We start from the raw sequence: 22759 nt of genomic DNA, 5'->3' as shown, positions 1-22759 counted from the left end.
GCATGACATCCCTGCCCACCCACACGCCCTATGATGGCTCGTCCAAGCTGTTCACCATCGGGCTGAAGCCGCTTGCCCTGGCCGACTGGATCGAAGTCGACGAACACCTCCTGCCGTTCCTCGCCGAGAAGCGCCGCCTCTATGCCGAAATGCCCGGCAAGGTGTTCGTCGAGGAAGACGGCACGCGCGATGCCCAGCGCGAAGTGCTCGACCTGCTCGAAGCGCACTTGCCGCGGGTATTTCCCGAAACCCATCGGCGTGCCAGTGGCGGGGTCGAGGTGATCGGCGCCGGCGGCAATCCCGGGGGCGACTTCGCCAAGGCGCCGCTTGTCGCGGCCTCGCTGCTCGTCCAGGAAGACCTGATCCTGATGCGCCGCGGCGACGACGGCTGGCGGCTCGCCGCCGGCTCGCTCTGCTTTCCCTCGTCATGGTCGCTGCTCGAAAAATTCGGCAAGCCGTTGCAGCAGATCCATGCGCCTGTGCCGGGTTTTGGCCCGGGCACGCGCCCGGCCGAGCTGATCAACCGCATGTTCGACGGCCTCCAGGGTCAGGCCGTGGAGCGCTACAACTGGTCGATTCAATCGGGCGGTGCGCTCTACCACCCGCTGTCCAATGTCGAGCGCATCGAGCGCGCCGCCAGCCGCCCCTCGCGATTTGCCGATGGCGACGTCAATGCCCACGCCTTCATCCGCGTCGAGCGGCAGACGCTTCGAAAACTGCCCGTCTCGGGCGACATCCTGTTCACCATCCGCATTCATCTCGACCCGCTGGCGGCGTTGGCGCATCACCCCGACCGGGCCACGTTGGCTCCGGCTTTCGCTGCCCAGCTCGAAGCGCTCGACATCGCCCAGCTCGATTACAAGGGCTTGACATCAGACCGCGATCGGCTGGTCGGCGTCCTTAACCAAATGGCGAACGCCGCCTGACCGGCGGTTGGCGCTTTTCACTGGTTTATGACAATGATCTGTGATGTAGCGCATGCCCGTTGGGCGAGAATGCCCGGGTTTTGCACCTGTCTGAAGGAGTGCTCGATAAAATGGCGAATGAAAACTGGCCCGTTTACGGTGAGATCACCGGCCCTGTGGTGATGATCGGCTTCGGTTCGATCGGACGGGGCACGCTGCCGCTGATCGAGCGCCATTTCAAGTTCGACAAATCGCGCATGACGGTCATCGACCCGCTCGGCACCGACCGCGCGCTGCTCGACGAGCGTGGCATCACCTTCATGCAGGATGCTGTTACCGAGAAGAACTACAAGAAGCTCCTGACCCCGCTTCTGACCAATGGCGGCGGCCAGGGTTTTTGCGTCAACCTGTCGGTCGACACCGGCTCGGTGGATCTGATGCGGCTCTGCCGCAAGCTCGGCGTGCTCTACATCGACACGGTCGTCGAGCCATGGCTCGGTTTCTACTTCGATGCCGAGGCCGACAATGCCAGCCGCACCAACTATGCGTTGCGCGAGTCGCTGCTGAAGGAAAAGCACGACAAGCCCGGCGGCGCGACGGCGGTCTCCACCTGCGGCGCCAATCCGGGCATGGTCTCATGGTTCGTCAAGCAGGCATTGGTCAACCTGGCCACCGATCTCGGCCTCGAGTTTTCGGAACCCGCGCAGGAAGACCGCGAGGGCTGGGCGAAGCTCATGAGGAAGGCCGGCGTCAAGGGCATCCACATCGCCGAGCGCGACACCCAGCGCACCAAGAAGCCGAAGCCGATGGACGTGTTCTGGAACACCTGGTCGGTCGAGGGCTTTATCTCCGAGGGTTTGCAGCCCGCCGAACTCGGCTGGGGCACGCATGAGAAATGGATGCCCAAGAACGGCAAGAAACACAAACATGGCTCCAAGGCCGCAATCTATCTGGAGCAGCCCGGCGCCAACACGCGCGTGCGCTCGTGGTGCCCGACGCCAGGTGCGCAATACGGCTTCCTGGTGACCCACAACGAGGCGATCTCGATCGCCGACTTCTTCACCGTGCGGTCCAAAAAGGGCAAGGTTCAGTACCGCCCGACCTGCCACTACGCCTATCATCCCTGCAACGACGCGGTGCTGTCGCTGCATGAAATGTTCGGCGCCGCCGGCAAGGCGCAACCGGTACACCATGTGCTCGACGAAAACGAACTGGTCGACGGCGTCGACGAGCTCGGCGTGCTGCTCTACGGCCATGACAAGAACGCCTACTGGTACGGCTCGCAATTGTCGCTCGCCGAAGCGCGCAAGCTGGCGCCCTACCAGAACGCCACCGGCATGCAGGTCACCTCGGCGGTTCTGGCCGGCATGGTCTGGGCGCTGGAGAACCCCGAAGCCGGCATCGTCGAGGCCGACGAGATGAACTACAAGCGCTGTCTGGACGTACAGTCGCAATATCTCGGACCGGTGAAAGGCTATTATACCGACTGGACGCCGCTCGATAATCGGCCCGGCCTGTTTCCGGAGGACCTCGACCGGAACGACCCGTGGCAATTCCGCAACATCCTGGTGCGATAGCGTCGCGCCACGCATGCCTCACTGCCTTGCAATCGCCCGGAAATCGGGCGATTGAAGGATGCGGACGGGAGCAAGCCGCGTCCATCTGGACGCATGAACTGCGCTCTTGAAACTTGGATGCATGCACCGTGCTTTCCGAAGTCGTTTTCCGATTTCGGGCCGACGGGCGAGGAGAGGATTTTTACATGACCATTGCGCGCACGATTCTTTCGATGAGTGTTGCGGCGGCCACGATGGTGGGGCTGGCCGCTTGTGCAACCAGCGGTCCCGACGAGCCGTCGATAGGGGCCGCGCCGAAGGGCGTCGAAGGCTCCTGGATCGATGCCAAGGGCACCGGTCTTTCGACCTTTGCCGGCGGAACCTTCACCACAGTGGCGACCGACACCGGCCAGAAGCTGTCCGACGGCACCTATACGATGACCGGCGCGACATCGGTCGAGATCCACGGAACCTCGCTGATCCGGCAGACGCCGGTGAGCTTCAATTGCCTACTGGTGTCGACCAGCCAGCTCAACTGCACCAGCGGCTCCGGCCAGAATTTCGTACTGACCCGGCGCGCCTGAACCGCCAGGCATTCAGACCTCCAAGGACGGCGGCCAATGGCCGCCGTCCTTTTTTGTGCCCCGCAGAGATCAACGGGGTTTTGCCCCGATTTCCCCTTGCATGCTCCGGAACGCGATGGGAACATGGCTGAAAAAGCCGGCTGTTATAGACCGGTCAAGCAAGAGCGCTAAACGGCTCTGATCAGCCTATCCGGGAGACGAAGATGAAGAAGCTTGCCGCCATTGCCGCCCTTTCCGCGTCGACGCTGGGCCTGTCGGCCGGCGCATCTTTTGCCGACTACACGCTGAATATCCTGCACATCAACGATTGGCACAGCCGCATCGAAAGCAACAACAAATACGAATCCACCTGCTCGGCGGACGAGGAGACAAAGGGCGAATGCGTCGGCGGCGCCGGCCGGCTGGTCACGGCGATCGCGCAGGAGCGCAAGAAGCTGGAAGGCCAGAACGTGCTGTTGCTCAGCGCCGGCGACAATTTCCAGGGTTCGCTGTTCTACACGACTTACAAGGGCAAGGCCGAAGGCGAGTTCCTCAACGACATGAAGTTCGATGCCATGGCGCTCGGCAATCATGAATTCGACGACGGCGAAACGGCATTGGCGCCGTTCCTCGACATGATCAAGTTCCCCGTGCTCGGCGCCAATGTGAAAGCCAACGCGCAGTCCAAGCTCGGTGACCGCGTCAAGCCGTCCATCGTCGTCGAGGTCGGCGGCCAGAAGATCGGCATCATCGGCGCCGTCACCAACGATACGCCCGAACTCGCCACTCCCGGCCCCAACATCGCCATCGAGGACGACGTCAAGTCGATCACGGCCGCGGTCGAGAAGCTGAAGGGAGAGGGCGTCAACAAGATCATTGCCGTGACCCATATCGGCTACAACAGGGAGCGCGACGTCATAGCGAAGATCCCGGGCGTCGACGTGGTCGTCGGCGGCCACAGCCATACGCTTTTGTCCAACACCGATCCGAAGGCGGCAGGCCCCTATCCGACCATGGTCGACAATCCGGACGGCTACAAGGTACCGGTCGTGCAGGCGGCGTCCTATTCGAAATATCTCGGCGAGTTCAAGGTGGTGTTCGACGACAATGGCGTCGTCAAGTCGGCGAGCGGCGACCCGATCCTCCTCGACAAGTCGATCACGCCCGATCCCGCCGTGCTCGCCCGTATCAAGGAGCTCGGCGCGCCGATCGAAGCGCTTAAGAACAAGGAAGTGGCCGAGACGACCGACGTCATCGACGGCAGCCGCGAGAGCTGCCGCGCCCGCGAATGCGCGATGGGCAATCTCGTCTCCGACGCCATCCTCGACCGCGTCAAGGGACAGGGCGTCGAGATCGTCATCTCCAATGGCGGCGGCCTGCGCGCCTCGATCGACAAGGGCACCGTCACCATGGGCGAGGTGCTGACCGTGCTGCCCTTCCAGAACACGCTTGCGACCTTCCAGATCTCGGGCAAGGACCTGGTCGCCGGGCTCGAAAGCGGCCTCAGCCAGGTCGAGGATGGCGCCGGCCGCTTCCCGCAGGTCGCCGGCCTGAAATACGCCTTCGACAAATCGGCGGCGCCCAATGCCGGCCGCGTCAAGTCTGTCGAGGTGATGGAGAACGGCGCCTGGACGCCGCTCAATCCCGACAAGGACTATCTGGTCGCCACCAACAACTATGTCCGCCAGGGCGGCGACGGCTACAAGGTTTTCGCCGAAAAGGCCAAGAACGCCTATGATTACGGCCCCGGCCTTGAACAGGTGGTCGCCGACTATCTCGGCGCGCACCGGCCCTACACGCCCAAGCTCGACGGCCGCATCACCGAGATCGCCGCGACGACAGCGGCCGCACCTGCGGCGGAGCCCGCCAAGCCAGCCGAAGCAATGCCCGACCTGCCTGCCAACTCCGGCGATATCGCCAAGACGCCGCCGGCCGTGCCGACCGAGGCGGCGCCTGCGCCTGCACCGGCAACGCCTGCCGCTCCGGCAACGCCAGCACCTGCGGAACCGGCAAAGCCTGCCGAAGCCGCCCCGGCGGCACCCGCGCCGGCTGAGCCGGCAAAGCCCGCCGAGGCCGCACCGGCCGAAACCAGCCATGTCATCGTCGTCGGCGATACCTATTGGGACCTGGCAAAGAAGGCCTATGGCGACGGCACCAGGTGGAAAGTAATTTCCGAAGCCAACAAGGGCTACGAGCCGCGCCGGCTTCCGGTCGGCGCGACCTTGACCATCCCGCCGAGGTAATCGTCTTCGCCTTGCGCGCAGGGACACCCGCCCAAAACAGGGCGGGTGTCCTGTTTTTGAGTGGTGCGGCCAGACGCTGCATTGAAAAGCAGCGCGGCATCGCTACTTTCGCGCCGTGTTCGGAGACCCGCAATGCCGCCTTCCACCCCTGTCGACGCCAAGCCCGCGAGAACCGTGGGACCGAGACCGGTCGGACATTCTCCGGCCAAGGCGGGCAAGATCGGCGTCATGCTGGTCAATCTCGGCACGCCGGACGGCACCGATTTCAGGCCGATGTGGCGCTATCTCCGTGAATTCCTGTCCGACCCGCGCGTCATCGAACTCAACAAGGCGATCTGGTATCCGATCCTTTACGGCCTCGTGCTGACCACGCGACCGAAGAAGTCGGGCGCCAACTATGCCAGGATCTGGAATCGGGAGAACAACGAGTCGCCGCTGCGCACCTATACCCGCGCCCAGGCCGAAAAGCTGACCGTGGCATTGCGCGACCTGCCCGACGTCATCGTCGGCTGGGCGATGCGCTACGGCAATCCCTCGACCGCGAGCGTCGCCGAAAGCCTGGTCGCGCAGGGCTGCGACCGCATCCTGACCTTTCCGCTCTATCCGCAATATTCGGCCACCACCACGGCGACTGCCAATGACCAGTTGTTCCGGGCGCTGATGAAGATGCGCGCGGCGCCGGCCGTCCGCAGCGTGCCGCCCTACTATGCCGAACCGGTCTATATCGAGGCGCTCGCCCGTTCGATCGAACGGCATCTGGCGAGCCTCGACTTCGAACCGGAGGTGGTCATCACCTCCTACCACGGCATCCCGAAACCCTATTCCGACAGAGGCGATCCTTACCGCGAGCATTGCCTCGAGACGACACGGCTGCTGCGCGAGAGGCTCGGCTGGGACGAGAAGAAGCTGATCACCACCTTCCAGTCGCGCTTCGGCGCACAGGAATGGCTGCAGCCCTACACCGACAAGACGGTGGAGAAACTGGCCAGGGATGGCGTCAAATCGATCGCCATCGTCAATCCGGGCTTTTCGGTCGACTGCATCGAAACGCTGGACGAGATCGGCCGCGAGGCGGCGGAAACCTTCCATCATGCCGGCGGCGGGAGATTCGCGCACATCCCCTGCCTCAACGACAGTCCAGAAGGCATGGCGGTGATTGAGGCGATGGTGCGGCGCGAACTGTCCGGCTGGATCTGAACCCGGGAACAATGGACGTTCCGGGGCGTTGAGGCGCGCCTTCCGGAGACCATCGATGCCCCGCAAGCTCGACCTCAGAAGCGGCCGGCCAGTCTGGTCCGCCTATCGGGCACCCGCTGTCCCGACAACCGCTCTGGCCCGTGACGCCAAGGCGGATGTGCTGGTGATAGGCATGGGCATCAGCGGCGCCATGATCGCGGAAGCGCTGACGGCGGACGGCCGTTCCGTGATCTGCATCGACCGGCGCGGCCCGCTGAGAGGGTCTACGTCGGCGACCACCGCCCTGGTGCAGTTCGAGATCGACCAGCCGCTGACGGCGCTCGCCAGGATGATCGGCAAGGCTTCGGCGGAGCAGGCCTGGCGGCGCTCGCGCCTGGCTGTTTCCAACCTTGCCGGCCGCATAGCCGAGCTCTCCATCAACTGCCGCCTGAGCCGCGCCCCCTCGCTCTATCTGGCCGGCACCGCGCTCGGCCCATCGCAACTGCGTGACGAAGCCGAGGCGCGTCGACAGGCTGGCATCGCCGCGACCTATCTCGCCCCGGCGCCACTGGCCGCGCGATTCGGCATCGAGCGCGACGGCGCCATCCTCAGCCATGGCAACATCGCGCTCGATCCGCGCAAACTGACCGCCGGATTGCTGCTGAAGGCGCTGGAGCGCAGGGCGCGCCTCTACGCCCCGGTCGAGGCGACCACGATCGAAGACAGCGCCAAGGAGGTCGTCGTCGCCACCAGGGGCGGCCCCACAATCACCGCGCAGCACGTCCTGCTCGCGACCGGCTACGAGTTGACCGACATCGTGCCGGCGGCGGCCCACCGGGTCATCTCGACATGGGCCATCGCCACACGCCCGCAGCCGCGCAAGATCTGGCCGGACGCCGCCCTCATCTGGGAAGCATCGGACCCCTATCTCTATGCAAGGGCGACAGCCGACGGCAGGGTGATCGGCGGCGAAGACGAGGATTTCATCGACGAGGAACGGCGTGACGCGTTGATCGCCGGCAAGAGCCTGAGACTGGCCAGGAAGCTCGGCCGCCTGTTCCCGGATCTCGACACCAGGCCCGATTTTGCCTGGACCGGCGCCTTCGGCACAACGACCACCGGCCTGCCCTATATCGGCGCGATCCCCGGGCATCCGCGCATCCAGGCCGTGATGGGCTATGGCGGCAACGGCATCGCCTTCTCGCAAATCGCTTCCGAAATCGTTTCGGCCGCCATCGCCGGATCGCAAGATTCGGACGCAAGCCTGTTCGCCTTCAGCCATCGGCAGCAGCGACACAAACAATCCCTCATCACCTGATTGTAACGTTGTTGAAACACACTTAACTGTTTGCTGAGGCCGGCTGCGGGAGAATGGCTCCCATGGCTTGCCTTTTGAGGGAGAGCCAAATGGATTTCAGTGGTTTCGATATCGCGATTATTGTTCTGGTCGCCCTTGTCGTGCTGGTGCTGTTCAAAGGCATAAAGACGATCCCGCAAGGCTACAATTATACGGTCGAGCGCTTCGGCCGTTACACGAAAACGCTGTCGCCAGGCCTCAACCTCATCGTGCCGTTCATCGATCGCATCGGCGCCAAGATGAACATGATGGAGCAGGTGCTCGACGTTCCGAGCCAGGAGATCATCACCCGCGACAATGCCATCGTCGGCGTCGACGGCATTGCCTTCTTCCAGATCCTCAACGCGGCGCAGGCGGCCTACCAGGTTTCCGGCCTGCAGAACGCCATCCTCAACCTGACCATGACCAACATCCGCACCGTGATGGGTTCGATGGACCTCGACGAGTTGTTGTCGAACCGCGACGCCATCAACGAGCGCCTGCTGCGCGTGGTCGACGAAGCGGCTCATCCCTGGGGCATCAAGATCACCCGCGTCGAGATCAAGGATATCAATCCGCCGGCCAACCTGATCGAATCGATGGGCCGGCAGATGACGGCCGAACGCAACAAACGCGCGCAGATCCTTGCCGCCGAGGGCCTCAAGCAGTCGCAGATCCTCGAGGCCGAGGGCCGCAAGGAAGCCGCCTTCCGCGATGCCGAGGCACGCGAGCGCTCCGCCGAAGCGGAAGCCCGCGCCACGCAAGTGGTGTCGGAAGCGATCTCCAAGGGAGATGTGCAGGCGCTCAACTACTTCGTCGCCCAGAAATACACCGAAGCGCTGGGCAAGATCGGTTCGGCCACCAACAGCAAGATCGTGCTGATGCCCTTCGAGGCGTCGTCGCTGATCGGCTCGCTGGGCGGCATCGGCGAGATCGCCAGGGAAGTGTTCAAGGGCGACGGGCCGGCCGGCACGCAACGGCAGGTCTCACGACCTCCGGTCGTCAGGCCGAGCGACAATTAATGTCTTTGTGAGTGGATCAAAACCATGATCGACCGCATCGTTTCCGAACTCGGCCCGTGGAACTGGATGGTTCTGGGCTTCGTGCTTTTGGCGATGGAAATCATCGCACCGGGCATCTTCATGCTGTGGACCGGCATCGCCGCGCTGATCGTCGGCGCGGTATCGCTGCTGGTCTGGGATGCGGCCATCTGGACCTGGCAGGTCCAGGTGCTCGCCTTCCTCGCGCTGTCGCTGGTCTCGGCATTGGTCGGCAAGAAACTCATCGGTGGACGCGACGAACCGACCGACCAGCCGCTGCTCAACCGTCGTGGCGCGCAGATGATCGGCAGGATGGCGACGCTGGCCGAACCGATCCGCGACGGCCGCGGCCGCATCAGGCTCGGCGACACGCTGTGGCGCGTCTCCGGCCCTGACCTGCCGGCCGGCACCCAGGTGCGCGTCACCGGCGCCGCCGACACCGATCTCGAACTGACCGTCGAGCGAGTGTGAAACCGGCTCCGCGCTAGTCTACGCGGCGCCGATGCGCAAAAGATCGTGGAGATGAACGAGCCCGACCGGCTTCTTGCCTTCCACCACCATCAGGCTGGTGATGGCTGAATTGTTGATCGTCTGCAGCGCGGTCGCCACCAGCGTGTCCGGCGCCGCGGTCTTGGGGGATCTCGTCATCACCTCATCGACGGTCATCGCCGTCAGGTTGCTGCCTATGTGACGCCTGATGTCGCCATCGGTGACGATGCCGATCAACGCGCCGTCGGCGGCGGTGACCGCTACGCAGCCGAAGCCCTTGCGCGACAACTCCAGGATCGCGTCCTGCATGCCGGTGCCCGAAACGACCAACGGCAACCTCTCGCCGACATGCATGATCTCGCGGATCTGCATCAGGTTGGCGCCGAGCTGGCCGCCGGGATGAAAGGTGCGGAAATGGTCGGGCGTGAAACCCCGCGCCTCGAGCAGGGCGATCGCCAGTGCGTCCCCCATCACCAGTTGCAGCAGTGCCGATGTCGTCGGCGCCAGCCCGTGCGGGCAGGCTTCCGGCGCTCGCGGCAGCAAAAGCACGACATCGGCGGCGCGCGCCAGCGCCGATGTCTCACCGGACGTGATTGCAATGAGCGGGATTGAGAAGCGCCTGGAATAGGCGACGATGCCCATCATCTCCTTGCTTTCGCCCGACCATGACATGGCGATGATGGCATCGTCCCTGGCGATCATGCCGAGATCGCCGTGATTGGCTTCAGCGGGGTGAACGAAAAAGGCCGGCGTTCCGGTCGAGGCCAAGGTCGCGGCGATCTTCGAGCCGATATGGCCGCTTTTGCCGACGCCGGTGACGATGACCCGGCCTTCGATCCGCGAGATCATGTCGACCGCTTCGGCAAACGGCTTCGCCAGCCCGTTTTCGAGCGCCTCGGCCAGGGCCGCCACTCCCGCCTGTTCGGTCGCCACCGTTCTTAGCGCCGAAGCGATAGAGGCCTGTCTGTCCAACGGCTTCTTGTCGAGGGATCGCGCATCCATGGCCGATGCGATTAGCGCTTTGTGCCGCGCCTGTCCAACGGAAATGCCTCTCCTGACCGTCTCGGACAGCAGTCCGGATGAACGAAGCGCAAGCCCACGAATGTCGAGGCCTGGAACAATGAGCGCTTGGAACAGCAATCGCCCTCCGCCTCAACCCTCCGTTAACCATCCCCATTTACGGTTCGGTAAGTATGGCGCGCGCTCGCGCCGCGCAAGCAGTGGTGGCGATGTCCGGGGCCCAGTCAGAAAAGACGAGAAGGCGAAAGAGCAAGGCTGCCTGCGCCTTGCTGCTGGCGACCAGCATCTTCGGGCTGCTGCGCCCGACCCTGTCCTTCGCCCAGGAAACGGAATTGCGCGGCGAGGTCTCGGAATCGGCGATCTTGTCCGACCAGCAGCGCAAGGCGAGACTGGCCGCCATAGCCGGCCAGGGTCAACAGCAGCCGGCCAACGCCGCCGGGCAGGACGACACCCCCTCGCGCACCTATCTGCCCGCCAGCGCCGGCGCTGTTCCCGACGATAGCGATGCCGCCTCGCCCGCCGGGAGCATCTTCGATCCGCCGACGGCAGGTGACGACGCGACCGCCGGCAATCCGCCGCCGCCCAAGCCACGCCTGCCATCGGCCACCAGGCGGGCCAATGCGGACAAGGCCGCCGACAAGGCGAAGACAAAGAAAAAGAACACCACCGCGACGACCGACGCGACCACGACCGCCAGCACGGCGACGGCCGACGATGCCGACGCCATCGGCACCGGCACCGGCACCGACCAGGAGACTGCCAACCGCCGCGCCGTCACCATTGACAGCGTCGACCGACAGAAGCTCGATCCGGGCGCCGAACGCACGGCTTCCATCGAAGGACAGAAGACGAAAGCCGAGGACGATCCGTTCGCCGCACCAGGCGTCAAATGGGGCTCTTTCGTCATAAGGCCGACGCTGGAACAAGGCCTGACCGCCACCTCGAACGGCGATTCCAGCAGTGCCGGCAAATCGGCGCTGCTGTCCGAGACGGCGCTGCGCTTTTCCGCTGCCTCCGACTGGCGCGAAAACTCCGCGACCATTGACGGTTATGGCCTCTTCCGCGAAACCGTCTCGGGCTACCCGGTTCACAATGAGCAAGGCCGCATCGAGGGCCAGCTCAATGTCGACCTCGACAACGAGCAGCGCGCCGTCGCCAAGCTCGGTTACGAGGCCGTGCCGGAATCGGCCTCGTCGCCCGACGCCATTGCAGGCGTCAGCAAGCAGCCGCTGCGCCAGACCATCGACGGCAGCCTCGGCATCGAAAAGGATGTCGGCAAGGCGCAATACACCTTAACCGGCGCGGTCTCGCACGACTTCTACGGCGACGCCAAGCTTTCTGACGACACCTCGCTGTCGCAGAAGGATCGCAACTCCACGCTTTATACGGCGACCTTGCGCACCGGCTACGAAATCTCCCCTGCCCTTACGCCTTTCACCGAAATCGAGCTCGGGCGCAGGGCCTATGACCAACGCTTCGACAACGAAGGCTTCGAGCGTTCATCGACGCGGCTCGGTGCCCGCGCCGGCCTCGAGCTCGACATGGGCGAGAAGCTCGCCGGCGAGTTCTCGGCCGGCTGGCTCCGGGAAGCGATCGACGACGACCGCCTGGGGGCGATTGCGGGTGCCACCGTGGATGCCGACCTGAAATGGTCGCCCGAACGCGGCACCACGATCGGCCTGACCGGGCGGACCACGGTCGAGCCCACGACCACCGCAGGTGAAAGCGGCGACATTCTCTATTCCGGCCGCCTCACGGCCGAACGCCAGATCCGCGCCAACCTGACCGGCAATGCCGCGCTGGGCCTGGACTGGCGCGATTATATCGGCATAGACGGCCATGACAGGGTGCTGAGCGCTGAAGCCGGGCTGACATGGTGGCTGAACCGCTATGCCGGCCTCACCACCCGTGCCAGGACCGAGAAGCTCACCAGCAACCTGCCTGGCCGCGACTACACCGCCAACAGCATCTATCTCGGCTTGAAGGTGCAGCGGTAAAGCCCGGCCACCGTGCCAAGCGCCGTGCCTCCAGACGTCGGCGAGTCAGCCCCTTATAGCGCCGCCCCGAGGCGCTCCGAAGGCGCCATCTCGTCGAGAAGCCTGCGGATGACGCCGGCCATGCTCTGGTTCATGTCGTTGCGCCAGAGCGCGAAGGCCACATTGGCCTCGACGAACCCTTCCGGCGATCCGCAATCGAAGGTGCGGCCCTGAAAATGGTAGCCGTAGAAGGGCTGCTGCTTCTCCAGCTTCAGCATTGCGTCCGTGAGCTGGATCTCGTTTCCGGCGCCCTTCTCCTGGCCTTCGAGGATTTTGAAAATCTCGGGCTGCAATATGTAGCGGCCATTGATGTAGAGATTGGAGGGCGCGGTGCCGGTCTTCGGCTTTTCCACCATCTCGGTGATGCGGAAGCCATGATGGGTGGCTTCGCCCCGGCCGACGATGCCGTATTTATGGGTCTCGGCGGGATCGCATTCCTGAACCGCGATGATGTTGTTGCCGGTCTCGGCATAGAGGTCGACCATGTCCCTCATGCAGCTCTTTTCCGACTGCATGATCATGTCGGGCAACAACAGCGCGAACGGTTCGTCGCCGACCAGTTCGCGCGCGCACCAGACGGCATGGCCAAGTCCGAGCGGCACCTGCTGGCGGGTGAAGCTGGTCTGTCCCGGCGCAGGCTGCAGCCGTTGCAACCTGGCGAGCTGGTCGTCCTTGCCGCGCTGGGCGAGCGTATCATAGAGTTCGAATTGGATATCGAAATGATCCTCGATGACCGCCTTGTTGCGGCCGGTGACGAAGATGAAATGCTCGATGCCCGCCTCGCGCGCCTCGTCCACCACGTATTGGATGACGGGCCGGTCGACGACGGTAAGCATTTCCTTGGGGACGGCCTTGGTGGCCGGGAGAAACCGCGTGCCGAGACCTGCGACTGGGAAAACTGCCTTGCGAACTCTCTTCATGCCTTCAATTATCCGTTTGCAGGCCGGCTCCGCAATCCCGCGCCGCGACATTTTCACGCCGGAATTGAGGATTATCGGGCGGATGAAGGGAAACTTCCACCGGTAGAAGCATCGAGGCGCCTTTTCGTTCCAGGGGCGGCCTATGGTAAACCAATTCCTAACCTGGTTCGGCGATGAATGGTCTTTCCCAAGACGGAGAAGGAGGAAAAGATGTCCGTTCGCAATGCCGCAAAGCGTTTCACCAGCGTCATGACGGCCGCCAGCCTCTCGCTCGCCATGCTGATGCCTGCCGGCCCGGCCTTCGCCGATGCCGGTTTCCGGCAATGGGTCGCCGGCTTCCGCGCCACCGCGGTGCAGGGGGGCGTTTCCGGCGCCGTCTATGACCGGGCCTTCAGGGGCATCGACGAACCCGATCCGGTTGTACTGGAAAAAGCCCGAACCCAGCCGGAATTCACCGCGCCCGCCTGGGATTATTTCGACAACCGCGTCCACGACCAGTCGGTCGCGGTCGGCCAGCAGATGGCCAGGAAATGGAAGCCGTGGCTGGACAGGATCGAGGCCAGGTTCGGCGTTGACCGCAACGTCCTGCTGGCCATCTGGTCGATGGAATCCAACTATGGCGAGATCCTCAAGCGCGACGACATCATGCGCAATGTCGTCCGCTCGCTGGCGACCCTGGCCTATGGCGATCGGAAGCGGTCGAAATATGCCCGCACGCAACTGGTCGCCGCACTGAAGATCCTCCAGACCGGCGACATCGACGAGAGCCACCTCACGGGATCCTGGGCGGGCGCCATGGGCCAGACCCAGTTCATCCCGACCAGCTACCAGCACTATGCCGTGGACATGGACGGCAACGGCAAGCGCGACATCTGGAATTCCATTCCCGATGCCCTGGCGACATCAGCCAATCTGCTCAAGAAGAATGGCTGGCAGGCAGGCAAGACCTGGGGCTACGAGGTGGCCTTGCCGGCCGGCAAGCTGCCCGCAGGTTCCAGGACGCTGGCGCAATGGCAGGCGCTCGGCGTGGTCAGGGCCAGCGGCAAGCCGTTCAGGAATCTCAGCGACAAGGCGACGTTGAAAGTGCCGGATGGCCGCGGCGGCCCCGCTTTCCTGATGATCAGGAATTTCTCGGTCATCAAGGCCTACAACAATGCCGACAAATACGCGCTTGCCGTTGGCCTTCTTGCCGACGAGATCGCCGGCTCTAACGGCCTCGTACAGGACTGGAAACGGCCTTTCACCAAGCTGACGTTCGAGGAACGGCAGGAATTGCAGAAGCGGCTTTCCCAGCACGGCCTTTATGATGGCAAATTCGACGGCAAGATCGGCGACGGGTCGAAGTCGGCCATCATGGCCTATCAGGCAAAGGTCGGCTTGACCCAGGACGGCTATCCGAGCATGGAAGTGCTCAAATGGCTCAGGCAAAAATAGGGCCTGTCATGAACTGGAGCAATTCCAGGAAAAGTGTGAACGGTTTTCCGTCCGGAGTTGCCTCAAAACAAAGAGTCTAGGGAGGAGCGATTGGCTTGGGCTGCGCGCATCGGGACGTTCGTTCCCCGCATGCTGGTGCTGTTCCTGGCCGTCGCCGTGCTCGCCATCGCCATGGCAGGCGCCTTCCATGCGCCCGCCATGGCGCAGGAGCAGCAAAGCCGCGGCTGGTCATTGCGTGACCTTCTGTTCCCGCGCCGCAGCGAGCGGATCGAGCCGCCGCTGGACATCCAGAAACCAAGGCCCAGGCCCAAGACAAAAAAGCCGCGCGCGCCGCGTCCGCCCGCGGAACCGGAAACCCCGATCGCCGAGAAGGCGCCGGACGCCCGTGCCGTCCTGGTGGTCGGCGATTTCATGGCGGCCGGGCTCGCCGAAGGTCTCGACACCGCCTTTGCCGAGAATACCGGCGTCAGGATCGTCGTTCGCTCCAATGGCTCGTCGGGCTTCGTGCGCGATGATTTCTACAATTGGCCGGAACAGATCAAATCATTGATAGAGACCGAAAAGCCCGCCGCCGTGGTCGTGATGCTCGGTTCCAACGACCGCCAGCCGATGAAGGTGGGGGATGTGCGCGAGCAGCCCCGTTCCGAGGCTTGGACCAAGGAATACGAGCGTCGCACCGAAGCGTTCGGCAAGGCCATCGCCACGGCCAAGGTGCCTTTCCTGTGGGTCGGCATGCCGGCGTTCAGGGTTTCGAAGATGACATCCGACATGCTCGCCTTCAACGACATCTATCGCCAGGCGGCCGAAAGCCATGGCGGCGAATTCGTCGATATCTGGGACGGATTCGTCGACGAGAACGGCGCCTTCGTCACCAGTGGCCCCGACATCAACGGCCAGCCCGTGCGGCTGCGCTCCGATGACGGCATCAACATGTCGAAGGCCGGCAAGCGCAAGCTCGCCTTCTATACCGAAAAGCCGCTGATGAAGGTCCTGGGCCTGGCCGCGCCGGGAAGCGTCGCCCCGACCGCTGCTCCTGCCGGCGCGCCGGTCGAGGCGCCGGCGCCGGCCGCCGCTCCCATCGTCATTGACCGCACCGCGCCGATGCTGCTCAGCGATCCCGCGCTCGACGGCGGCACGGAACTGCTCGGCGCCGGACCGCCCGCGAAGGCCAACCCGGGCCTGCCCGGCGAAAAACTGGTGGTCGAGGGCAAGGCGCCGGTGGCTTCGCCCGGCCGCGCCGACGATTTCGCCTGGCCGCCCAAGACAAATCCAGCGGCCGCGGCTGGCACGACGACGGCCATCACTCCTTAGCAGCGCGGAGAGCCGAGACCCTTTCGGAACTCGCTCCTGCGAGTCATATGATCGGAGCGGAAGGTACTTTTGGGTACCTGAGCACCGGAAGCGCAGAAAACGCCTTCAGATGGCCGCAGGAGGAGAGTTTCCCAACGGGCTCAGCGGGGCAGGACGCTCGAACCCATTAATGCCTCGTCGATCGAACGCGCTGCCTGGCGACCCTCGCGGATCGCCCAGACCACCAGCGACTGGCCCCGGCGCACGTCACCCGCGGCATAGAGCCTGTCGACGCTGGTCCGGTAGTCGCGGTCATTGGCCTCGACATTGCGGGAGCGCCGGCTGTCGGTGACGATCTTCATCTCCCCTTCGAGCTCCGACACCACGCCGGCCATGGCCGGCCCGGCAAAGCCGATGGCGATGAAGGCGAGATCGGCGCGGATGACGAACTCGGTGCCGACGATCGGCCGGCGCTTGTCGTCGACCTCGCAGCATTTGACACCGGTCAGCTGGCCTTCCTCGCCGATGAATTCGAGTGTCGCCACCTGGAATTCGCGCTCGGCGCCCTCGGCCTGCGAGGAGGAGGTGCGCATCTTGGTCGCCCAGTAGGGCCAGACGGCGAGCTTGTCTTCCTTCTCCGGCGGCTGCGGACGGATGTCGAGCTGCGTGACGCGCACGGCGCCTTGGCGGAAGGCGGTGCCGACGCAGTCGGAAGCGGTGTCGCCGCCGCCGACGACGACGACATGCTGGCCGCTGGCGATGATCGGGTGCGACGGCCACGCCACCGACTGGATCGGCTCGCCGCCGACACGCCGGTTCTGCTGCACCAGATACGGCATCGCGTCATAGACGCCGCCGAGATCGTCGCCGGGGATGTTGGCCGCGCGCGGGGTCTCGGATCCGCCGCAATAGAGCACCGCGTCATGCTCGGCGAGCAGTTCGGCCACGGGCTTGTCGATGCCGACATTGACGCCGCAATGGAAGGTCACGCCTTCGCCCTGCATCTGCTCGATGCGGCGATCGATATAGTGCTTCTCGATTTTGAAGTCGGGAATGCCGTAGCGCATCAGCCCGCCTGGCCGGCTCTCGCGCTCGTAGACATGGACATCATGGCCGGCGCGGCCGAGCTGCTGGGCGGCGGCCATGCCGGCTGGGCCGGAGCCGATGACGGCGACGCGCTTGCCCGTCTTCCTCTCCGGCGGATAGGGCCTGATATGGCCGGTCTCGTAGGCCTTGTCGGCGATCGCCTGCTCGACCGTCTTGATGGCCACCGGAATGTCCTCGAGGTTCAGCGTGCAGGCTTCCTCGCAAGGCGCGGGGCAGATGCGGCCGGTGAATTCGGGGAAATTGTTGGTCGAATGCAGGTTGCGGATCGCATTGTCCCAGTCCCTGTTATAGACGAGGTCGTTCCAGTCCGGGATCTGGTTGTGGATCGGGCAGCCGGTCGGCCCGTGACAGAACGGAATGCCGCAATCCATGCAGCGCGCGGCCTGTTTCTCGACCTCCTTGTCCGACATCGGCAGCGTAAACTCGCGGAAATGCCGGATGCGGTCGGAGGCCGGCTGATACTTGTGCACCTGCCGGTCGATCTCGAGAAAGCCTGTTACCTTGCCCATAGTCCAGTTCCTGCTGTCCAGATGGTGCGGTTTTCGCCGCACCCGTTAACCTCTTCAGGCAGCCGTGGCAACCTTCCGCAAGAGGTCAAATTGTCAGTGACATGGAGCCGGGAAGCCTGGGCTTCCCGGCCTTTGCGAAGATCTATTCGGCCGCCACGCTCATGCGCATGCGTTCCATCTCGATCAGCGCGCGGCGGTATTCGACCGGCATGATCTTACGGAATTTCGGCCGGAACCCCGCCCAATTGTCGAGGATCTCGCGGCCGCGCACCGAACCCGTATAGTGCACGTGGTTCGAGATCAGCTGATAGAGCCGCTCCTCGTCATGGCTGGTCATGTCACCCGAGACGTCGACGCGGCCCTTGTGGTCGAGGTCACCGCCATGGTGCAGCAGCTTTTCCATCAGGTCGTCTTCTTCCGGCACCGGCTCCAGCTCGACCATGGCCATGTTGCAGCGCTCGGCGAAATCGCCCGCCTCGTCCAGCACATAGGCAACGCCGCCCGACATGCCGGCGGCGAAGTTACGGCCGGTCTTGCCGATGACGACGACGATGCCGCCGGTCATGTATTCGCAGCCATGGTCGCCGACGCCCTCGACGACGGTGACGACGCCCGAATTGCGCACCGCGAAGCGCTCGCCGGCGACACCGGCGAAATAGGCCTCGCCTTCGGTAGCGCCATAGAGCACCGTGTTGCCGACGATGATGGACTCGGCCGCGACGATCTTGGCTTCATCCGGCGGCCGGATGACGATGCGGCCGCCCGACAGGCCCTTGCCGACATAGTCGTTGCCGGCGCCGACCAGCTCGAAGGAGACGCCGCGGGCCAGGAAGGCGCCGAAGGACTGGCCGGCCGTGCCGGTCAGCTTCACCTGGATCGTATCCTCGCGCAGGCCCTTGTGCTTGAAGCGCTTGGCCACCTCGCCCGACAGCATGGCGCCCGCCGAACGATCGACATTGCGGATGTCGACCTCGATCTTGACCGGCTGCTTGGCCTCCAGTGCCGGCTTGGCCAGCTCGATCAGCTTGCGGTCGAGCACGTCGTCGATCGGGTGCTTCTGCCGCTCGGTCCAGTGCACCGCCTCATGGGGCGCATCCGGCTTGTAGAACATCTTCGAGAAGTCGAGCCCGCGCGCCTTCCAATGCTGGATCACGTCGCGCTTTTCCAGGAGATCGGCGTCGCCGATGATCTGGTCGATATGGGTGAAGCCCATTTCGGCAAGCAGCCCGCGCACCTCTTCAGCGACATAGAAGAAGAAGTTGATGACGTGCTCGGGCGTGCCCTTGAAGCGCTTGCGCAGCACCGGATCCTGCGTCGCCACGCCGACCGGGCAGGTGTTGAGATGGCATTTGCGCATCATGATGCAGCCGGCCGCGATCAGTGGCGCGGTCGAGAAGCCGAACTCGTCGGCGCCGAGCAGCGCGCCGATGATGACGTCGCGGCCCGTGCGCAATCCGCCATCGACCTGCAGCGCCACGCGCGACCTGAGACCGTTGAGCACCAGGGTCTGGTGCGTCTCGGCAAGGCCCATCTCCCACGGGCTGCCCGCATGCTTGAGCGACGTCAGCGGCGAGGCACCCGTGCCGCCATCGTAGCCCGAGATGGTGATGTGGTCGGCGCGTGCCTTGGCGACACCCGCCGCGACCGTGCCGACGCCGACTTCCGACACCAGCTTGACCGAAATGTCGGCCACCGGGTTGACGTTCTTCAAATCGTAGATCAGCTGCGCCAGATCCTCGATCGAATAGATGTCGTGATGCGGCGGCGGCGAAATCAGGCCGACGCCCGGCGTCGAGTGCCGGACCTTGGCGATGGTGGCGTCGACCTTGTGGCCGGGCAACTGCCCGCCCTCGCCGGGCTTGGCGCCTTGCGCCACCTTGATCTGCATGACATCGGAGTTGACGAGATATTCGGCCGTCACGCCGAACCGCCCGGAAGCGATCTGCTTGATCGCCGAACGTTCGGGGTTCTTGCCGCCGCCGGGCAGCGGCAGATAGCGGTCCGCCTCTTCGCCGCCCTCGCCGGTGTTCGACTTGCCGCCGATGGCGTTCATGGCGCGCGCCAGCGTCGTGTGCGCTTCCCTGGAGATCGAGCCGAACGACATCGCGCCGGTCGAGAAACGCTTGACGATCTCGGCCGCGGGCATGACGTCGTCGAGCGCGACCTTCTTGCGGCCGGTTTCGGCGGCCATCTTGATCTTGAACAGGCCGCGAATGGTCTGCGCGCGCGCCGTCTCGCTGTCGATCTGCGCGGAATACTCCTTGAAGGTGTCCCAGGAACCCTGACGCACGGCATGCTGCAAGGTGGCGACGGCGTCGGGCGACCACATATGCGCCTCGCCGCGCATGCGGAAGAGATATTCGCCGCCGACGTCCAGGCTGTTGCGCAGCACCGGATCGTTGCCGAAACCATCCGTATGGCGCCTGAACGTCTCCTCGGCGATCTCGTCCAGCCCGACGCCTTCGATCAGCGTGGCGGTGCCGGTGAAATACTTCTCCACGAAATCGGTCTTCAACCCGATGGCGTCGAAGATCTGCGCGCCGCAATAGGACTGGTAGGTCGAGATGCCCATCTTCGACATCACCTTGAGGATGCCCTTGCCGATCGACTTGATGTAGCGAGAGACGACTTCGTAGGCGTCGACCTCTTCAGGCAGTTCGCCGCGCTTGTGCATGTCGAGCAGCGTGTCGAAGGCGAGATAGGGATTGATCGCTTCGGCGCCGTAGCCGGCGAGGCAGCAGAAATGATGCACTTCACGCGGCTCGCCGGATTCCACGACGAGCCCGACCGACGTGCGCAGCCCCTTGCGGATCAGATGGTGATGCACCGCGGCCGTCGCCAGAAGCGCGGGAATGGCGATGCGGTCCGGTCCGAGCTGGCGATCGGACAGGATGATGATGTTGTAGCCGCCGGCGACCGCCGCTTCCGCCCGCTCGCAGAGGCGATCGATGGCGCCCTGCATGCCGGCCGCGCCCTCGATCGAGGCATAGGTGATGTCGATCGTCTTGGTGTCGAACCGGTCTTCGGTATGGCCGATGGAGCGGATCTTTTCGAGATCGCCATTGGTCAGGATCGGCTGGCGTACTTCCAGCCGCTTGCGGCGCGAACTGCCGACCAGGTCGAAAATGTTGGGCCGCGGCCCGATGAAGGACACCAGGCTCATCACCAGCTCCTCACGGATCGGGTCGATCGGCGGGTTGGTGACCTGGGCGAAGTTCTGCTTGAAATAGGTGTAGAGCAGCTTTGATCTGTCCGACATCGCCGAGATCGGCGTGTCGGTGCCCATCGAACCGACGGCTTCCTGGCCTGTGGTGGCCATCGGCGACATCAAGAGCTTGGTGTCTTCCTGGGTGTAGCCGAACGCCTGCTGGCGGTCGAGCAGGCTGACATCCTTGCGCAGCGCGCGCGGCTCGACCGGCTTCAGGTCCTCCAGGATGAGCTGCGTGTTGGCGAGCCAGGTCTTGTAGGGATGCCTGGTGGCGATCTCCGACTTGATCTCCTCGTCGGAAACGATGCGGCCCTTGGCGAGATCGATCAAAAGCATGCGGCCGGGCTGCAGCCGCCACTTCTGGACGATCTTTTCCTCCGGCACCGGCAGCGCGCCGGCCTCGGAGGCCATGATGACCCGGTCGTCGTCGGTGACGATGTAGCGCGCCGGGCGCAAGCCGTTACGGTCGAGCGTGGCGCCGATCTGGCGCCCGTCGGTGAAGGCGACCGCGGCCGGCCCGTCCCACGGCTCCATCAGCGCCGCGTGGTATTCGTAGAAAGCCTTGCGGTCGGCGTCCATGAGCTTGTTGCCAGCCCAGGCTTCCGGGATCAGCATCATCATGGCGTGGCTGAGACTGTACCCGCCTTGGAACAGGAACTCGAGCGCATTGTCGAAACATGCGGTGTCGGACTGGCCCTCATAGGAGATCGGCCAGAGCTTGGAGATGTTGTTACCGAACAGCTCGGAATCGACCGACGCCTGGCGCGCCGCCATCCAGTTGTTGTTGCCGCGCACGGTGTTGATCTCGCCATTGTGCGCGACCATGCGATAGGGATGCGCCAGCTTCCACGACGGGAAGGTGTTGGTGGAGAAGCGCTGGTGGACGAGGATCAGCGCCGTTTCGAAGCGCGGATCGGACAGATCCTTGTAATAGGCTCCGACCTGATAGGCCAGGAACATGCCCTTGTAGACGATGGTGCGCGCCGACAGCGACACGCAGTAGGCGCCGATGTCCTTGTTGTCGTTCTCGGCGTAGATGCGGCCCGATATGACCTTGCGCAGCAGATAGAGCCTGGCTTCGTACTCCTCGTCGTCGGGAATGTCGGCCGTGCGGCCGATGAAGACCTGCCGGTGGAACGGCTCGGATGCCACGATATCCGGGGCCTTGGAGAGCGACGAATTGTCGACCGGCACGTCACGGAAGCCGAGCAGCGGCAGCCCCTCGGACTGCGCCGATTCGGCAATGATGTCCTCGACATGGGCGCGCAGCGCAGCATCCTGCGGCATGAACCAATGGCCGACGCCATACTGCCCCGCCGGCGGCAGCTCGACGCCCTGCGCGGCCATCTCCTCGCGGAAGAAGCCGTCGGGAATCTGCACCAGAACGCCCGCGCCGTCGCCCATCAGCGGGTCGGCGCCGACGGCGCCGCGATGCGTCAGGTTTTCGAGCATGGAAAGCCCGTCCTCGACGATCGTGTGCGACCTCGCGCCCTTCATGTTGACGATGAAGCCCACACCGCAGGCATCGTGCTCGTTGCGCGGATCGTAAAGGCCCTGGGCGGTCAAACCGGTGCGGCGGGTATTGGTCAGGGTTTTGACGGCTGCCGCTTTCGTCTGCGCGGCCTTGCCGTTCGTCGCAGCGTGCGTCAATTCCGTCATCGTCCTGTCCTCCATTCCGCGTCCTTGCGGGCGCTGGTTTGCCTCGGGAAGCGCATTGCTTCCCCTTCATCCTTACTGCACGTCTTGCGAAATCCTTGCCGAACCATGCGGCTCACCGCGCGGTTCGCATCCGGTATCGTACAGGCCAGAGCACGGCCGTCCACCTGTCGCTCGCGGCAAAAGCCGGAGAGGCTTAGAATACGCCAATCCAGCCTGTTTTGCGCGACAAAATAAGACAGCACTACTGTCCTAAATTTTTATGGCAGAA

Annotated in this window: 15 protein-coding genes; 11 read left to right on the top strand and 4 right to left on the bottom strand. The window is 64.2% G+C overall.

The genetic code is table 11. The features are described 5' to 3' along the window. Positions 1–2: 2 nt before the first annotated feature. The 8 genes from LB533_RS16730 to LB533_RS16695 all read left to right on the top strand — a co-directional run bounded on the left by LB533_RS16730 (position 3) and on the right by LB533_RS16695 (position 9290). A complete protein-coding gene (locus LB533_RS16730) occupies positions 3–926 on the top strand; it encodes a heme-dependent oxidative N-demethylase family protein (RefSeq protein WP_224677770.1) in 924 nt (307 codons plus the stop codon). A gap of 110 nt (positions 927–1036) precedes the next feature. After that, on the top strand, positions 1037–2482 hold the full coding sequence (locus LB533_RS16725) for a homospermidine synthase (protein WP_140522394.1): 1446 nt from the start codon (positions 1037–1039) through the stop codon (positions 2480–2482). A 185-nt stretch (positions 2483–2667) separates the two neighbouring features. Next, on the top strand, positions 2668–3045 hold the full coding sequence (locus tag LB533_RS16720) for a hypothetical protein (RefSeq protein ID WP_140641649.1): 378 nt from the start codon (positions 2668–2670) through the stop codon (positions 3043–3045). 203 nt (positions 3046–3248) lie between these two features. Beyond that, positions 3249–5267, top strand: coding sequence for a bifunctional metallophosphatase/5'-nucleotidase (locus tag LB533_RS16715; protein WP_224677769.1), 2019 nt, complete (start codon positions 3249–3251; stop codon positions 5265–5267). 132 nt (positions 5268–5399) lie between these two features. Then, positions 5400–6464 (top strand): ferrochelatase, encoded by a 1065-nt coding sequence (hemH, locus tag LB533_RS16710; protein ID WP_224677768.1) that lies wholly within the window; start codon positions 5400–5402, stop codon positions 6462–6464. 55 nt (positions 6465–6519) lie between these two features. Next, positions 6520–7761: an NAD(P)/FAD-dependent oxidoreductase gene (locus tag LB533_RS16705; protein WP_224677767.1), complete on the top strand. Its 1242-nt coding sequence runs from the start codon at positions 6520–6522 to the stop codon at positions 7759–7761. A gap of 89 nt (positions 7762–7850) precedes the next feature. Then, positions 7851–8801, top strand: coding sequence for an SPFH domain-containing protein (locus LB533_RS16700; RefSeq protein WP_140641653.1), 951 nt, complete (start codon positions 7851–7853; stop codon positions 8799–8801). Between the two features lie 24 nt (positions 8802–8825). Further along, positions 8826–9290 (top strand): NfeD family protein, encoded by a 465-nt coding sequence (locus LB533_RS16695; protein WP_224677766.1) that lies wholly within the window; start codon positions 8826–8828, stop codon positions 9288–9290. Between the two features lie 18 nt (positions 9291–9308). Here the strand turns inward: LB533_RS16695 and LB533_RS16690 are convergent, their stop codons facing one another. Continuing rightward, positions 9309–10310 carry an SIS domain-containing protein gene (locus LB533_RS16690; protein WP_140641656.1) on the bottom strand — a complete coding sequence of 334 codons (1002 nt, stop codon included), beginning with the start codon at positions 10308–10310 and terminating at the stop codon, positions 9309–9311. Between the two features lie 227 nt (positions 10311–10537). Between LB533_RS16690 and LB533_RS16685 the strand changes: the two genes are divergently transcribed. Beyond that, a complete protein-coding gene (locus LB533_RS16685; RefSeq protein WP_224677807.1) occupies positions 10538–12325 on the top strand; it encodes an outer membrane beta-barrel protein in 1788 nt (595 codons plus the stop codon). A 53-nt stretch (positions 12326–12378) separates the two neighbouring features. Here the strand turns inward: LB533_RS16685 and galU are convergent, their stop codons facing one another. After that, positions 12379–13293, bottom strand: a complete 915-nt coding sequence (gene galU / locus LB533_RS16680; RefSeq protein ID WP_224659353.1) for a UTP--glucose-1-phosphate uridylyltransferase GalU — start codon at positions 13291–13293, stop codon at positions 12379–12381. Positions 13294–13494: 201 nt separating this feature from the next. On the opposite strand from galU, the gene LB533_RS16675 reads away from it, so the two are divergent. Both LB533_RS16675 and LB533_RS16670 read left to right on the top strand, forming a co-directional pair. After that, positions 13495–14718 (top strand): lytic murein transglycosylase, encoded by a 1224-nt coding sequence (locus LB533_RS16675; protein ID WP_140641658.1) that lies wholly within the window; start codon positions 13495–13497, stop codon positions 14716–14718. Positions 14719–14808: 90 nt separating this feature from the next. Further along, the gene (locus LB533_RS16670) at positions 14809–16029 is read left to right on the top strand and encodes a DUF459 domain-containing protein (RefSeq protein ID WP_224677765.1); all 1221 of its coding nucleotides are present in this window, start codon (positions 14809–14811) and stop codon (positions 16027–16029) included. A gap of 140 nt (positions 16030–16169) precedes the next feature. Here LB533_RS16670 and LB533_RS16665 read toward each other — a convergent pair whose 3' ends face one another. Both LB533_RS16665 and gltB read right to left on the bottom strand, forming a co-directional pair. Next, positions 16170–17624: a glutamate synthase subunit beta gene (locus LB533_RS16665; RefSeq protein ID WP_140522407.1), complete on the bottom strand. Its 1455-nt coding sequence runs from the start codon at positions 17622–17624 to the stop codon at positions 16170–16172. 142 nt (positions 17625–17766) lie between these two features. Further along, on the bottom strand, positions 17767–22491 hold the full coding sequence (gltB, locus tag LB533_RS16660; RefSeq protein WP_224677764.1) for a glutamate synthase large subunit: 4725 nt from the start codon (positions 22489–22491) through the stop codon (positions 17767–17769). Positions 22492–22759 lie beyond the last annotated feature (268 nt).

This window comes from Mesorhizobium sp. BR1-1-13, assembly GCF_020165515.1.
GTDB lineage: Bacteria > Pseudomonadota > Alphaproteobacteria > Rhizobiales > Rhizobiaceae > Mesorhizobium.
This window is presented reverse-complemented; position numbering and strand designations above follow the sequence as displayed.

Coding starts and splice junctions, on each gene's coding strand:
- LB533_RS16715 (WP_224677769.1), top strand. CDS start 3,249: ATGAAGAAGCTTGCCGCCATTGCCGCCCTTTCCGCGTCGACGCTGGGC.
- LB533_RS16690 (WP_140641656.1), bottom strand. CDS start 10,310: ATGGATGCGCGATCCCTCGACAAGAAGCCGTTGGACAGACAGGCCTCT.
- LB533_RS16705 (WP_224677767.1), top strand. CDS start 6,520: ATGCCCCGCAAGCTCGACCTCAGAAGCGGCCGGCCAGTCTGGTCCGCC.
- LB533_RS16675 (WP_140641658.1), top strand. CDS start 13,495: ATGTCCGTTCGCAATGCCGCAAAGCGTTTCACCAGCGTCATGACGGCC.
- LB533_RS16730 (WP_224677770.1), top strand. CDS start 3: ATGACATCCCTGCCCACCCACACGCCCTATGATGGCTCGTCCAAGCTG.
- LB533_RS16700 (WP_140641653.1), top strand. CDS start 7,851: ATGGATTTCAGTGGTTTCGATATCGCGATTATTGTTCTGGTCGCCCTT.
- LB533_RS16725 (WP_140522394.1), top strand. CDS start 1,037: ATGGCGAATGAAAACTGGCCCGTTTACGGTGAGATCACCGGCCCTGTG.
- hemH (WP_224677768.1), top strand. CDS start 5,400: ATGCCGCCTTCCACCCCTGTCGACGCCAAGCCCGCGAGAACCGTGGGA.
- LB533_RS16695 (WP_224677766.1), top strand. CDS start 8,826: ATGATCGACCGCATCGTTTCCGAACTCGGCCCGTGGAACTGGATGGTT.
- LB533_RS16685 (WP_224677807.1), top strand. CDS start 10,538: ATGTCCGGGGCCCAGTCAGAAAAGACGAGAAGGCGAAAGAGCAAGGCT.
- LB533_RS16665 (WP_140522407.1), bottom strand. CDS start 17,624: ATGGGCAAGGTAACAGGCTTTCTCGAGATCGACCGGCAGGTGCACAAG.
- LB533_RS16720 (WP_140641649.1), top strand. CDS start 2,668: ATGACCATTGCGCGCACGATTCTTTCGATGAGTGTTGCGGCGGCCACG.
- gltB (WP_224677764.1), bottom strand. CDS start 22,491: ATGACGGAATTGACGCACGCTGCGACGAACGGCAAGGCCGCGCAGACG.